11 protein-coding genes are annotated in these 14,219 nt (G+C 45.9%); 2 read left to right on the plus strand and 9 right to left on the minus strand.

Annotated features, from left to right (window positions below):
• Window positions 1-365: 365 nt before the first annotated feature.
• Window positions 366-2,342 carry an AraC family transcriptional regulator gene (locus DX130_RS16085; RefSeq protein WP_116047054.1) on the plus strand — a complete coding sequence of 659 codons (1,977 nt, stop codon included), beginning with the start codon at window positions 366-368 and terminating at the stop codon, window positions 2,340-2,342.
• Between the two features lie 156 nt (window positions 2,343-2,498).
• On the opposite strand, the gene DX130_RS16090 is transcribed toward DX130_RS16085, so the two are convergent.
• The 9 genes from DX130_RS16090 to DX130_RS16130 all read right to left on the minus strand — a co-directional run bounded on the left by DX130_RS16090 (window position 2,499) and on the right by DX130_RS16130 (window position 12,240).
• Window positions 2,499-3,827: an ABC transporter substrate-binding protein gene (locus tag DX130_RS16090; RefSeq protein WP_116047056.1), complete on the minus strand. Its 1,329-nt coding sequence runs from the start codon at window positions 3,825-3,827 to the stop codon at window positions 2,499-2,501.
• 38 nt (window positions 3,828-3,865) lie between these two features.
• Entirely contained in the window at window positions 3,866-5,029 is a 1,164-nt protein-coding gene (locus tag DX130_RS16095) for an efflux RND transporter periplasmic adaptor subunit (RefSeq protein WP_116047058.1), read from the minus strand.
• A 17-nt stretch (window positions 5,030-5,046) separates the two neighbouring features.
• Window positions 5,047-5,907 carry a carbohydrate ABC transporter permease gene (locus tag DX130_RS16100; RefSeq protein WP_116047060.1) on the minus strand — a complete coding sequence of 287 codons (861 nt, stop codon included), beginning with the start codon at window positions 5,905-5,907 and terminating at the stop codon, window positions 5,047-5,049.
• Between the two features lie 26 nt (window positions 5,908-5,933).
• Window positions 5,934-6,788, minus strand: coding sequence for a carbohydrate ABC transporter permease (locus tag DX130_RS16105; RefSeq protein ID WP_420818530.1), 855 nt, complete (start codon window positions 6,786-6,788; stop codon window positions 5,934-5,936).
• A gap of 147 nt (window positions 6,789-6,935) precedes the next feature.
• Window positions 6,936-8,030 (minus strand): sensor histidine kinase, encoded by a 1,095-nt coding sequence (locus tag DX130_RS16110; protein ID WP_116047063.1) that lies wholly within the window; start codon window positions 8,028-8,030, stop codon window positions 6,936-6,938.
• Window positions 8,023-8,727, minus strand: coding sequence for a response regulator transcription factor (locus tag DX130_RS16115; protein ID WP_116047065.1), 705 nt, complete (start codon window positions 8,725-8,727; stop codon window positions 8,023-8,025). The genes DX130_RS16110 and DX130_RS16115 overlap by 8 nt, the downstream gene beginning before the upstream one ends.
• A 62-nt stretch (window positions 8,728-8,789) precedes the next feature.
• Window positions 8,790-9,362, minus strand: coding sequence for a VanZ family protein (locus tag DX130_RS16120; RefSeq protein ID WP_116047067.1), 573 nt, complete (start codon window positions 9,360-9,362; stop codon window positions 8,790-8,792).
• A 27-nt stretch (window positions 9,363-9,389) separates the two neighbouring features.
• The gene (locus DX130_RS16125; protein WP_116047070.1) at window positions 9,390-10,265 is read right to left on the minus strand and encodes a M15 family metallopeptidase; all 876 of its coding nucleotides are present in this window, start codon (window positions 10,263-10,265) and stop codon (window positions 9,390-9,392) included.
• A 265-nt stretch (window positions 10,266-10,530) separates the two neighbouring features.
• Entirely contained in the window at window positions 10,531-12,240 is a 1,710-nt protein-coding gene (locus tag DX130_RS16130) for an AIPR family protein (protein WP_116047072.1), read from the minus strand.
• A gap of 678 nt (window positions 12,241-12,918) precedes the next feature.
• On the opposite strand from DX130_RS16130, the gene DX130_RS16135 reads away from it, so the two are divergent.
• On the plus strand, window positions 12,919-14,211 hold the full coding sequence (locus DX130_RS16135) for a copper amine oxidase N-terminal domain-containing protein (RefSeq protein WP_116047074.1): 1,293 nt from the start codon (window positions 12,919-12,921) through the stop codon (window positions 14,209-14,211).
• The last annotated feature ends 8 nt before the right edge of the window (window positions 14,212-14,219 follow it).

The following is a 14,219-nucleotide window of genomic DNA, read 5'->3' on the forward strand; positions in this document are numbered from 1 at the left end:
CAACCGGATATCTTGTATTCTCTACCGTTCTATCCCAAACAAAGTTATCCATCTCATAGTATTTTATGCCGTACGTCTTCGATAATTGTTTTGCAATATAAGACTTCCCACTCCCACAAGCCCCAATAATGCGGATTTTAATATAGATCGCTCCCTTATATGCGTAATAGCCTCACTTCTAATACGTTGAGTTCAATACTTCATACATCATCATCAGACAACACCGCTATTATGTCTCCTGCCAATTGTATTACCAAGTCATTCTCTATGACAAAGCTTTTGCAAAAGCCAAGTAATATTATTATAATATCTTCACCACATAATAGGCTGGCTTCAGCAGCTCACGGAAGGAAGACAACTCTCCATTGAAAGCAACCGTGAATGTACAAGAGCACATACTGATCTGGAATGATGCTACACTCCACATCATAGATGTACGACATATCGACATACAAGCCGGCGAGTGCGTGCCTCCTTACTTGTTTCCAACGAGTGCCTTTCTGTACGTAACGCATGGCAGTGCAACTCTTCTGTTGGACGGAAATAAGCATGCTGCAAAAGGATTCTATATCCTTCATGGTGGCAAAGGTACCCGTCTGGACATTATCCTAACGGACGAATCCTTTCATTATTACCTGATCCTCTATAAAGCCTCCTTGCCGCAGACTGGTAAGCAGCACACACTTCGACATATGGATCAATCATTGCCCTTCCATCTCCAGTACGGTTTTATTCCGCTTCACCCTGCCATCCTCTACGAACTGGCTGAACGAATGCTGGGCGAATGGCTTGTAGAGGGACGATTGGAGCGACTCCATACCAAAACACTATTCTATCAATTTGTATATGAGCTGCTTCGACAAATGGATCAACAGCAGGTCAGCATCGTTAGGCCTAACCTTAGCTCTCAGCTTACTCGCTATTTACAGGAGCACTATGCAGAGCCGCTGACCCGGGAATCACTGGCGCGCACGTTCCATTACAGCGTGCCCTATCTGTCCAAACATTTCCGACGCGAAACTGGCGCAAGTATTATCGATTACTTAATCCGCATTAGGATGAACAGAGCAGAAGTGCTGCTGCAACAGACCGATTTATCTCTGCAAGAAATAGCAGCAAGCGTCGGATATGCAGACGTATCCTATTTCATCAGAATGTTCAAAAAGCAAACCGGAGTGACACCCAAACAATTCAAGGATAAGTCTTTAGAAGCAGCAAGAAGCTCTCATCGTCCTATCATTAGGCTTCGATCATCCCTTGTTCCGCGCAGGCTTCGTCGTTATATTGATATCAGAGATGATAATCATTATCAATATGGCGAAAAAGGAGATTTACAGATGTATAGAAGCAAATTACCTGTTGGAATTACGTTGCTGTTGTGCCTGACTCTATTACTTAGCGCGTGCTCCGGACCAACGAACACGAACGGAAGAACTGCGTTAAGCCCAACTGTAGGCACGGAGAGTAATGCCAACAATTCCGGCAATGCAGCAATTGGAAATACAACCGGCAGCTCGGAGATGGTAACCTATTCCGCTGTTAACGGCGAGGTGCAAATCCCCAAAAACCCTCAAAGGATCGTCATGGTGGCAGGAGCCTTCACTGGGCATTTGCTAGCACTAGGCCTAAAACCTGTCGGAACCGGTGATGAGTCCTTTAACAACTATACAGAAGGAATACTGGACGACGTTGTCAACATCGGCAACGATGTACCCTACGAGAGAATCATGGAGCTGCAGCCGGATTTAATTGTAGTCTGGAACGACTCTGCCACTATCGAAAATCTGTCCAAAATCGCACCGACCGTAGCTGTTGAATACGGAGTCCCTCTACGGGAGCAATTAATGGATTTCGGTAAAATGACAGGCAGAGAAGAGCAGGCGAAAGCCTGGATCGCAGAGTGGGACGCTAAAATTGCCGAATACAAACCACTCGTGAAGCAAGCAGTAGGTGATCGCACCGTTTCGATCTTCGATTCGGGAAGTGCCAAGGAGCTTTATGCCTACGGCAGCTTTGGCAGAGGAGGAGATATTATTTATGGCGAATTCGGTCTGAAGGCACCGCCCATTATTCAGAAGGAAGCCATCGACAGCGGCCAGGGCTGGGCCAAGTTATCGCTTGAGTTGTTGCCGGAATTCGCAGGAGATTATATCTTTATTAGTGGGTGGACTGGCGATCAAAACGCGGCTTCGGTTTTTGAAGGCAGTATCTGGGATAACCTCCCTGCTGTCCAAAATAATCACGTTTATCGCGAGAACAGCCGCGGCTTCGTATTTAGTGACCCCATTTCGTTGGAAGCCCAGCTTAAATTTGTCGTAGACAGCTTAGCAAAAACAGAGTGAAAATCAATAGACTTGCTTTTTCTCTGCTGCAAGGTTTCGTCTCCGCGCATATAAAGCTCAGATAAACCTGTCCAGAAAAATGATCAGCCAACGCACAATAAGTCCTGTCTCGAAAGGAGACAGGACTTTCTTATAACCATAGCTGTGAAGCATGTCTTATTCGTTCAAAAAGGTAGTGGTTCGGTTTTGGATCAGCTTGGCTGCTTCCTCCGCAGACTTCTGGCCGCTGAAGTAAGCGAGGGATTCCTCCCCCACGATCGCAATCACTTTCCCGTCGAGAACCGAGTATTGATCTGCCATGTCCAGAAGCTGCGTAAACCGGGTAAATTCTTCATCCTCCGCCTGGACGGATTGACCGTCAGGCAGCTGATAGGTACCCGTTTTAATTTGCCCCCTAATCTCGTCCAGCTTCTGTTCGTTCACCGATTTGAGCAGCGAAAATCCCCCGCGTTCCGGCATCGACTGTCCCTCTTCGGATAGGAGGAAGCTCAGCAGCTTCCATGCCTCCTCCTGCGCGGGCGCATTCGCCCGAATGGCGAACTTGGCGGACGGGATAATCCGCATCATGCCGGACTGCTCTGCGCTATGCGGCTTTTGCATTAGCCGAGGACGGTCAAATACCATATGCGTTACATTAATGACGTCGGCCGGCTCGCGCAATACGGCAGAATAAAATAATTGCTTATCAAGCTCCGCCGACTCTGCGGTCATCACGCCGTCATCGTACATGTTCTTCACTTGTTTCAGCAAGGCCACAAACTCTGGGGAATCGAACTTTGCTCTTTTTGCTGCCTTATCCACATATAAGCTGTAATTGTCGACCGTCATTTCCTGCATGAGCATATCCGGCGTATAATCAGCCATCGCATACAAGCCATCCTTGCCTTGCGTCAACCCCTTAGCCATGTCTGCAAAGTGCTGCCACGTCCAGGTCTGCTCATTAATGGCAGCATCCTTGAGCAGATCTCCATCCCCAATGAACGCCCTTAAGTAAAATCCGGATGGAATCACATACGTTCCGCTTGTTTGCTTCATAGCCTGTAATACATTCATGTGCATATTGTCTTGCTTCAACGTGTCATCTTGGCTCAGCAAATGATCCATGTTAAGAAGAAGCCCCTTCTTGACATATTCGTCAGCAGGCAATCCGTCCTGCAATTCGAGAACATCCGAACCTTTTCCGGATAATAAAGCGGTGTTCATCGACTTCCGGTATTCCTCCCAATCCTCGTATTTCGTCTCTTCCCCAGCCTGCTTATAAGCCTGAATCTGTAAATCGATGTCCGGATACTTGGCCTCGAATTTTTTCTCCAACGCTTCATAATAGGGCGTGGATTGCATAATAGACAAAGTGAGGACGGTTTTTCCGTCTTCCGTTACTATTTTCCCTCCCGTCTCGGCCCCGCTGCCTCCGGTACTGCATGCGGACATAGCCATTAATATGAGAACTGCCACTACCATTGTCATACCTGATCTTTTGAACATAGATTGTACCTCCATACCTCTCCATTTTGTTTTGTTTTTTATTGCAGACGAATTCGGTTCCCGTTCTGCAGCGGCTCACTGCTTTCCAGAATGATCAGATCCCCTTCGTACAGCCGATCCGCCGGAATCATCGTCTCCCATTCCGTTGCCTCAATTGCCTCGATTAGAACCTTACGGGCTACAAATACATTGCCCAATGCCCCCCGCTGCTGTTCCACTTTGAGTATAAACCGCCTCTCGCCTTCCCGATGAATCGCCTCGTTCGGGACAAGCCATCCCCTCCCGGACGATGCCCGCTCCAGCTTGACCGTAACCTGCTCACCCCCTTTCAGGTCAGCATCGGCTACATGGATGCGCAGCTGCTTCTGCCGAACTGTCGCTGTTGCTCCCGCGCCTCCCTCCGGCGAGTCTACCATTCGCGAGTCCGCATCAGTAATCTCAACGATTGTACCCTCCAGCGAACGAGCCGGTTGATTCCCCTCCTCCGATGCAACTCTTAGCTCAATAGGCTGCCTGACCACAAGCGTGAAGCGGTCAACAAGCTCCCCATCGGCCACGAAAGTCAGCTGATAACCTAAGTCGAGATTCGAGACCACTATATCCGGCTGACCATTGGAAGCAAGACCTTCTACTGCGTTCAATTTCATCACAATTCCGTTAAACGGAGCAGTGAGTTCCTTTTGCCGGTTCAACTGCTCCCGCAGCCCGTCGATTTTGCGTTGCTGCATCGATATATCGATATTCCGCGTTGCCAATTCACGTCTAACCGACCGGATAGCAGACTCATCCCCGTCGACCATCGATAGTTTAAATTGGTCCTGTATGTTCTCCAACGCGATGGATTGCTTTTTCAATTGTGCAATCTCGTCCTCCAGTTCCCTCTCAGCAGATGAACTGTCGTACAGGACGAGCTTCTGTCCTTTCTTGACTGCCTCCCCTTCCTTCACAAGAACTTTCTGAATCCTCCAGCCGGCCAGATTCAGCAGATCCGCCTGATTGACCGGCTGCAATACGCCGCTGCGCTCCAATTTATAAGTGACTCCTCCGCTCGCGGCCGGCTCTGCCCTTACCTTCGGCAAAGTAACCGACTGCAGCGTATTGCTGAATAACGTAAAGAACAACAGCAATCCGATCAACAGCAATAACACGGCGGATATCCATTTTTTTCGTTTACGATCAACCTGCTCCTTTGACAGCTCCATATCCTTCACTTTTCCTCCTACCCCTTGATCCCGGACAATTGAACGCCTTCGATGAAATACGTCTCCGCATACAGAAACAACAGCACCATCGGAGCCATGTATAGCATGGATGCTGCAAAAACCGTATCCCATTCGCCGCTTAATCTCGACAGAAACACCGATAGCGGCTGCTTGAACGGATCGTTTATGAAAATCAGCGGCTGCTCGACCATATTCCAATAATCGACGAATAACAAAATAACCAGTGCAGCAAGACCCGATTTGACCATCGGAAGGATAATCGTCAAGAAGATCCTAAAATGACCGGCCCCGTCCATTTTGGCTGCCTCTATATAGGCGTACGGAATATGCAACATGAATTGACGCAGCATAAATACACCGAAAGCAGCAAAGACGCCCGGAAGGATTACAGCCCCCGTACTATGCAGCAAGCCGAGCTTATCTGCCATGATATAGTTAGGAACCAGAGTGACCTGAAAAGGCATCAGCATCGTCAACAGGTACACCAGAAACAGGGAATCGCGACCGCGGAAATTCAGCTTCGCAAACGCATAGGCCGCCAGCGCCGCGACCACCGTTTGTCCGATGATAATCGGTACAACCAGACCTGCCGAGTTCCAAAATAGCAGCAAATAATTAGGAGAATACACCAGCAACTCGCCGTATTGCTCCAGGGTCACCTTATCCGGCAGCCATTTCAGATTGACGAACGTTTCGGCACCCGAAGACGTCACCTCTGTGAGCTTTCCGATTACCCCGTAGTTGATGGTTAATTCCTGTTCGGTCATCAGCGAATTGGTGAAAGTAATAACAATCGGGAACAGGAGCAGCAATCCAAAGACCCCCATCAACGCTGTTAGCAGACCTTTTTGTATCATCCTTATGACTCGCAAGACGCCACCTCCTACTCCATAAACTGCCGGTACCGACGTTCCAGTCCGAACAGTCCGAAGACAATCACCATAATGCCGCACACCATCAAAGCGGCCGCCGCTGTCAGCTTCTGTATATCCAGCGATATGAACATGTTGTTCATGTAATGCTGCAGCATGTAGATGCTGTCGTGCGGATAATCACCAGCCATCAAATACGTCTCCCTGAACACTTTGAAGGAATTAATGATTGACATGATGACCACGAAGAACGTAGTTGTAGTCAAATAGACCAGCGTAACTCCAAAGAACTGACGGAAGCGCCCGGCACCCTCGATCTGAGCGGTTTCATAATAATCCTTCGGGATTTGCTGGAGTCCCGCCAGGAACAAGATGACGTTGTACCCGATGTTTTTCCATAGATACACCGCTATCACCACATTCCGTGCCGATTCCGTCTTCATCCAGTCCACCCGATCGATGCCGAACCAACTGAGTATGTAGTTCAAAGCCCCATTCCAATCAAAGATCATCTGCCAGATGATAATGACAGAGGCCACTGGAACAACAAGCGGCAATACATAAGAGGTGCGCAACCATTTCCGGAAGTAGATTTGCCGATTCAGCAATAACGCTAGCCCCAGGGACAACGCCAACATAAGCGGAACGCTTACCGCACTGAAATAAAAGGTGTTGTAAGCCGCTTTCCGGAAGGAATCACTGGCCAGCAGCTCCCGGTAATTCGCTAGACCCGCGAATTGTCCTCCGGAGGTGTTGCTCATGAACGAATACATCACCCCCATGACAAAGGGGATCAAATAAAACACGGCAAACCCTGCTGCGCTTGGAGCGAGAAACAGCCATGCCGCCGCAGCGTCCCGGCGCATCCACCGGGCCCAGCCCAGCGGAACACACAAAAAACCCCACTTCTTCATCTTCCAGTCCTCCTGCCGTTGATGCTCTAAGCATAGGCGAGACTGTTAAAATAAGAAGTAGGGTAATTCTTAACTTTTCCTAAAATGGATTGTTTTCGTTTATGACAAATAAGGCAAACGCACTTCGAATTCGGTACGGATGATATCGCTTTGCACGGATATGACACCTTCATGCTGTTCTACGATATTTTTGGCGATAAACAGGCCAAGCCCCGTACTCCCTTCCTGATGGGTTCGCGAACGATCCCCGGTAAAAAACATATCAAACACATGAGGAGCCTCATCAGGAGGGATGAGTCTGCCATAATTGATGACTTGAATGACGACGTGCCCCTCCTCCCGACTGCCGCGAATATCGATGTATTCGCCGTCTTGGCCGTAACGGACGGCATTGGACAGCAGGTTCTCGAACACGCGTGCGAGCAAGTCTCCGTCACCGGAAATCATCAGATTTGGATTAATGTCAAGTCGTGCGGTCAGCTCACTTTTTTCGAATACCGGGTACATCTCTTCCGTTAATTGAGTCAGCAGCTCACTCAGGTCGAGGGGCCTGCGGTAGATATTCAGCTTGCCGTAATTCAACCGTGTAATTTCGAATAGCTCGTCGATCAGCTTCTCTAGCCGCTGCGATTTCGTATAGGCGATCATCGTGTAGTGCTTCATTTGATCGGCAGTCAAATCCTTGCCTTGAAGGATAAAATCCAAATACCCGATGACGGAAGTCAGCGGAGTGCGCAAATCATGGGCAAGGTTAAGCACCAGCTGCTCCTTGCTATTCTCCGCGAAATCCCCCCGTTCCACCGCCTGCCTCAGCCCTTCGCTGGCTAAGTTGATGTCCCGAGCAATGTCGCCGATTTCATCCTTGGATGGAATATGGACCCGATGGGAGAAGTCGCCCCCGGCCAATTGATTAATCCCGCGAGAAATCTCTCGGAAATATGCAACGTAGCGCCGGGTAAACAGATAGAAGTAGAAAAACGAAATCGGGAAAAAGAGGATCAGGAATGCGTTAATATCGCCGATATCTCTCATCACTTCGCGGATTTGGAACATCGGGTTTTCGCGCGGGAGCGTATAATAATATTGCTGCAGCACCAAGTAGATCAGAAAGGTTGTAGCGGCGGACAGCAGCATGCTGAGCCCGAATAGACGGATCATTTGGAAACGGAAACTTCGGAAATTGGGTTTAGCCATTGAACGCATAACCTACTCCCCAAACCGTCCTGATCAACTTGTTCTTATGCTGGTCCTCCCCAAGCTTCTTACGCAACGTTCGGATATGCACCATCACCGTATTCCCGCTTTCATAATACGCCTCGCCCCACACTCGCTGAAAAATATGCTCCGAGCTGAATACCTTCTTCGGATGACTGGCCAGCAGTACCAATATGTCGAACTCCTTGGGCGTAAGCTCGACCGGATTACCGTACAAGAACACATTACGCTGCTCGGGATAGATCACAAGCCCTCCGGCCTCCAGCATGGACGTATCCGCAGTTGGAGCAGCCATCGACGGATTCAGCTGAATGAAGCGACGCAGTTGAGCGTTCACTCTAGCTACCAGCTCCATAGGGTTAAACGGCTTGGTCATATAATCATCAGCACCGCGAACCAGACCGGTGATTTTATCCAGATCGGTCGTCTTGGCACTTAGAAAAATAATCGGCAGATGAAACTTCTCTCGGATTATCCGAGTCAGCTCGTATCCGTCGATCTTGGGCATCATAATATCCAATATCGCCAAATCCACGGATTGTGTCCAGATCATGCCGAGTGCTTCTTGTCCGTCAACAGCTTTTAGGCAACGATAGCCCTCTTTGACCAGATGCAGCTCGATCAGATCGGCAATTTCGGCCTCGTCATCCGCAATTAGAATGGTGATCGATTTCATGACATTCTCTCCTTTTCAAGGACAAGCATAACCGAGTTCCGCTTGCGATTTCAAATGCTTGTTCAACTCGAAGTCCTGAGGAAGGGGACGATCATTATTCGGTATATGATGAAGCCGAGACATCCTCCCAAGGTATTGAGCAAAATATCATCAACGTCAAATTGACCGATCATGAACAGAAGCTGTGCGGTCTCGAGGCCCAGACTTAGGAAGAACGCATAGCCCCCTATTTTCAGCCCTGACATCCCCTCATGATTGAACATCAGTCCCAGCAAAATACCAAGCGGCATAAAAATCGCCACATTGCCAAGCAGATTATAGAGATTGTGGTCGTTTAATGAATGCAGCGATCTGGAGATTTCCCGGAATGGAACCAAATTGCCTGTATCCAGCCACTGGGAGAGCAAGCTGGGCTGCTGCAGACCAGACATCAGTCGTCCCCAAAGAAAAGCCAAATCTACAGAATGAAACTTCAATAAAATGATTTTGACTAACATATATACATAAAGGACGAGAAGAGCTCTGAGGCTAAGATTGCTCAGATGCCCCCACTGCTTCCCTTCCCTATCGTTTATCTTGTCGTTTACATTCCTCTTTATCTCGGTTGATGTCACCGTCCCTATTTTTGTATTCATTCTGCCTCGTCACCCTCCTTGTCCCGCTTATTCGCGTACCGTAACAATAACGCCGTCCTGATTATTTCCGGATATCTCATATTGTCCTTGTGCCGGCACATCGATCGTGTGATTTTCGGTTACTGGAAAGTAAAAGACTTGGTACTTCTCCTTGCCAATTGTTGTACGAACCGACTTCTGCTGTCTCAAAAAATCCAGGTACTGCTCCAGAACGAGGTTCTTCTCCCACATGATCGCGCTATGCGGCAAACCGACGTAACGGAAATGCCATGGTTCATATTGAATGCCCGTCACCGCTGTTTTGTCCTCGGGATAACGCAGAATAAACCCATACTTCCAAGAATGATCTTTCAGCCACTTTCCTTCCGGGGCGCGATTCATCTCGGCCTGTGAGGAGCCGATATCCATCGATAACCCAAGGTTATGCTCGCTATATCCCGCTGGCAGGGCAAGCTTTGCTCCCATCGTACGATACAGCTCTTCTTGCTTTTCCTTGTTCCGATAACCGCTGCTGATCATGAATTGGACGACTCCTTCCTTTGCCGCGTCCTTAATCATGGTACGGAATTTGTCTACTAATCGAGGCGATAACAGAACCGTATTATCCAGCACGCTGAAACCATCAATCAGCTCGGAGTTCCGGACCAAACTCACAGCTTCCAATTCAGGCTTTAGACTATCCGGGACGGGATGGTCCTTGTTGACTAGCAGCAGATCCCCCTGTTCTATCATGTCTTTCGTTACTTTTATCGTAAGCCCGTCCGCGTGCGATGTCGCTTCTGGCACTTCTATGCTCTCCGTGCGAAGCTTCAGTTCATCGGGCAGAGTCATACCCGTCTTCAACTTTGTCAATCCAAAGCCCATCAGCAACAAAACAAAAAGACAAAAAACCCATTTCTTCATGCTCCAGCTTCCTCCTTATCCTTCGTATGATTGAAGGATAAAGAAAACTGTTAAAAAAGAAATGGGGTCAAACCTAAAATTTTTCTTAAATTGAAGTGCGAACTCGCTTATGGGTCGATCAGTCCTAGCCCTCCTTGTATAGCTTCTGCGCTATCATAGCCAACGGTGTTATCACCGATAACGAAATCCAATCGCTCCAGTTGTCAGATTGCTTCTAGATCAATCAAACCTTCTACTCGGCGTGTCAAGTAATTCGCCTTCCCTACTAACGACCGCCGACAGTGCGGACAATCGCAATTATGCTATCAGTAACTTCCTTCCGCTTTAATTGGTCTCTATCACTCACATCAATTCCAGACTTATCAATAAGTTCAGTTGCTTTAGTGAATATCTCCAAACATTTAGTTGGATTATTCAGTGCAGATATGATGGCATTCGCATATCTTTCAATCTGTCTACTTCCCAGTTCTGGTTGAATCCCATTGTCAACAAGCAATTTGAACATCATCAAGAGATGGTACCTTGCCTGTTTATACTTGCTTGGCAAGCCACCAGTACGGTACAAGGTTTCAAGTCTATAATACGCCAATCCACTAGCATAATATGGGGAGAATTTATGATCTTTCTTAAAGATTCTATCGCTCAATCTGCTAGCTATAGTTCCATAATATCCTGTAACTGCGTGTGGATTTTCAAGAAACATTGCCGAAAAAACTTTGATTTGTATTGGAATCGATATGATTTTTGTTTTAATAATTGTGCTATCAGAATTAAACTGATTGGTACGTCGTTCATAAAAAAGCTTGCTATCACCTTCAATTGTATTGTAGTGTTTCTCTAGGCTTTTCTGAAAATCCGAAAGCGACTCAAGTTGCTCTTGCTTTACCTCAGTCTGATTATTAGTAGCTTTTGTTATTTCATTTTTAATATCATCATTCTCAGTTACAATTAACCGTAACGGTACATTTACTTTGTCAATTCCCGTTAAATTACGGTTATTAAAGAGTACATTGCTTGTTTGGCAACCATTAACCACCTGATAATTAAAAATTGTAAACCGGTCACCTGTAGCCCCAAGTTTGTCAGCAACGATCGTAACGCCATTATTTAGGACACTAAAAAAATCATATTTCCCTTCTTTCAGCGTTTGGTCAATGCTCGTGTTTACATCATTCTCCCCTAAGTAATCTCGGATATTCTCGTAAAATAGGATGTTTCTGATCACATCGTTTTCTGATGAAACAATCTTTAAAAATTCATTATATGGTGTTATACCAAAATATGCCTCTTGAATACCATCAATTGTAGGTATAGTAACTCTTTTTTCGAATTGAAATGTTGTTTGGACACTTTCTTTTGTTTTCCGATAATACTTTTGAATCACTCTTGCATCACATGGTTCAAACACAACGTCAGAAAACAGATTTGTTTCAACGAGTTCATCCACCCTTCGCTGAACAATAGAAGTAAGTGTTGTGTCATCTTGCCAATTACCCGTTGTCACATAGTAAAGCTTACATATAGGGTTTCCCTTTGTCATGAAAGCTGAGTTTTCAAAGATGTATGTCATCAAATTAATAAATGCTTTCATACGTTCGCCTTTGAAAATGGTAGTATCCCCCGAAAAAAAAGCTTTTACCGTTTCTATAAATAGTCCAATCTCTGTCGCTTCAAATTTGCCTGAGGTCTTTGTTTGAACAAAGGCAAATGTAGCTTCAATCGTGTTATTGCTGCGAACTAAATCATTAATTATATCAATAGAATCAACTAGTTTGCCATTAACAATAATACCAACCGCGTCAATTCCGATAGTTCCAGGATCTGTTAAGCAGTCTTCTACATCAAAAAGGGCATTATACTCTTTCATAATCACACAATGAGTTCCGAATTTTTCGAAATCAGTGGATTCGTTTACAGAATTAAGCTCATTTAATTTAATAAACTCGTTAACAAAGCCTTTTGTAATCATATCCATTAGTACTCCACCCTCAATCTCCAAAATTTATACAATATAATATATCATTTGAATTGGTAAACTGACAATTTATTATTAAATAATTAGAGTTTTGACAGCGGGTTCAGCATACTCAATTCTGTATATTTACATACCATAAATTTTCAATATAATTATAATCATAAATAAAATGATTACATAATTTTATTTCGTTTACCTTTAAAGGTTTTCTTTTCCTACTCAAACTTAGAGATATCTACTTCAAACTATTTTGTTTATGTTCTTCAATTAGTGATAGTTATAATATAATACTAATATAAATTTTAAATACATATGTTGACTCTACGTTGACTTTCTACGCATAAAAATACAGAGCATTGGCATTACTCTTACCGTGCTCTGTATAAGAATTCACACAATACTATTCGCTTTTCCGCTCTTATTAGAACTCCGATCGTTTCAACTACCCGCATACAGCTTCACTTTCGTGAAGTTGTTACAAATCAAGTATATTCAACCTGTGGCATCATTCGAGTTGCCGACATTCAGATCTACAATCACAACTTTCGCTAAATGGATTAATGTCCATAAACAGGTCTAAAGTATTGATTTTAAATTTATTCCATATGACCCTGTTTCAAAATAGCGATATCGTTTATATTCTTAAAAACTGCACAATAAGGAGGCTTGATCAAGACGATGACAGCTTACAAGCACTCGGCTGGCGTATCCCGTCTATGGATGGGAACCATAGCACTGCTCGTAATTATAATTTCTCTCGTCGCATGGCAAGGCCGTGCAGCGGCTGAAGCAACTGCTAATCCCATACAAGTTCAACTGGATGAAAAAGTGATTACGTTCGAAAAAGACCCCTTCAAAATCGAGGGAACCACACTTGTTCAGTTCCGCCCACTATTTGAAGCATTGGGGATGGACGTGGAGTGGGACAGTGCCAATCGGATGGTTACCGGGACAAAAGACGGTCTAGCCATTGTTTTGAAAATTGGCAGCACTCAAGCGACTGTAAATGGGACACCCGTTACGTTGCTGCAAGCACCACAAATTCAGAATGGTCATACGATGGTACCGCTTCGTTTTGTTAGCGAAGCGACCGATGCTCTGGTCGCCTGGAATCCGTATAAGCCCCAAATTTTGATTTATACAGCCTCTTTCCTGGATTCCGTCGGCTTGTCGAAAGAACAGGTCCAAGCCGCAATTGATAAAGAACTGGAACGGATCAAAGCCGAGTATGAAGCTGAGCAGGAAGCCAATGCTCCTGTGAAGCCGGTAACCGTCCCCCCTGTTCCCAAGGGAAGTGGTGAATACAAGCCCGCCGCTTCGGATACGGTTGATTTAAGCAAACTGCAAGGGATGTACTATGGATTCCGTTCAGATTATGGCGGCTATGATTGCGGTGGAATCTGCTGGGATCTGTACACGTTTCTGCCTAACAGCAAGTTATTAATCGGCGAGCCAAGCAATGGCGGACCGGAGACGATTGATTGTACGAAGGACAAATGCAATAGCTATACGATCAAGAATAATGTTTTGACACTCGACAATGGTGATACCTATAGCATCAGTAAGAAAGATGGAAACCTGGTCATCGACGATGTTGTCTTATTAAGGGTGAAGACATCAACAAATAATCTGAAGCTTTCCAAAGAATATGTCTACAGAGGTTATTGGGGATTGATCGGCATTACCGGTGGCTCAACCTCCTGGACCGAAAAAATCACTTTCTATGCCAATGGCACATTCAAAAGCAATCGTTTGATGCTCGGCACGGTCCAAGGGGGAGGTACGACTACGGGCACATCCAGCAAAAACCTTTCCGGGTCATACCGTATTACAGGCAATACGATCGTCCTTGCTTATAGCGACGGTAAAGTCGCCAATCGGTTGTTCTTCCTTCATGAGGATAAGAAACGGGGAGAGCTGGGCAGTATTCAGATTGGTGATAACAATTTCTATGTCGATAGTAAAGACTAATCGAAGTT

The sequence above is a fragment of the Paenibacillus paeoniae genome (genome assembly GCF_003388735.1).
In the GTDB taxonomy this organism is placed as follows: domain Bacteria; phylum Bacillota; class Bacilli; order Paenibacillales; family Paenibacillaceae; genus Pristimantibacillus; species Pristimantibacillus paeoniae.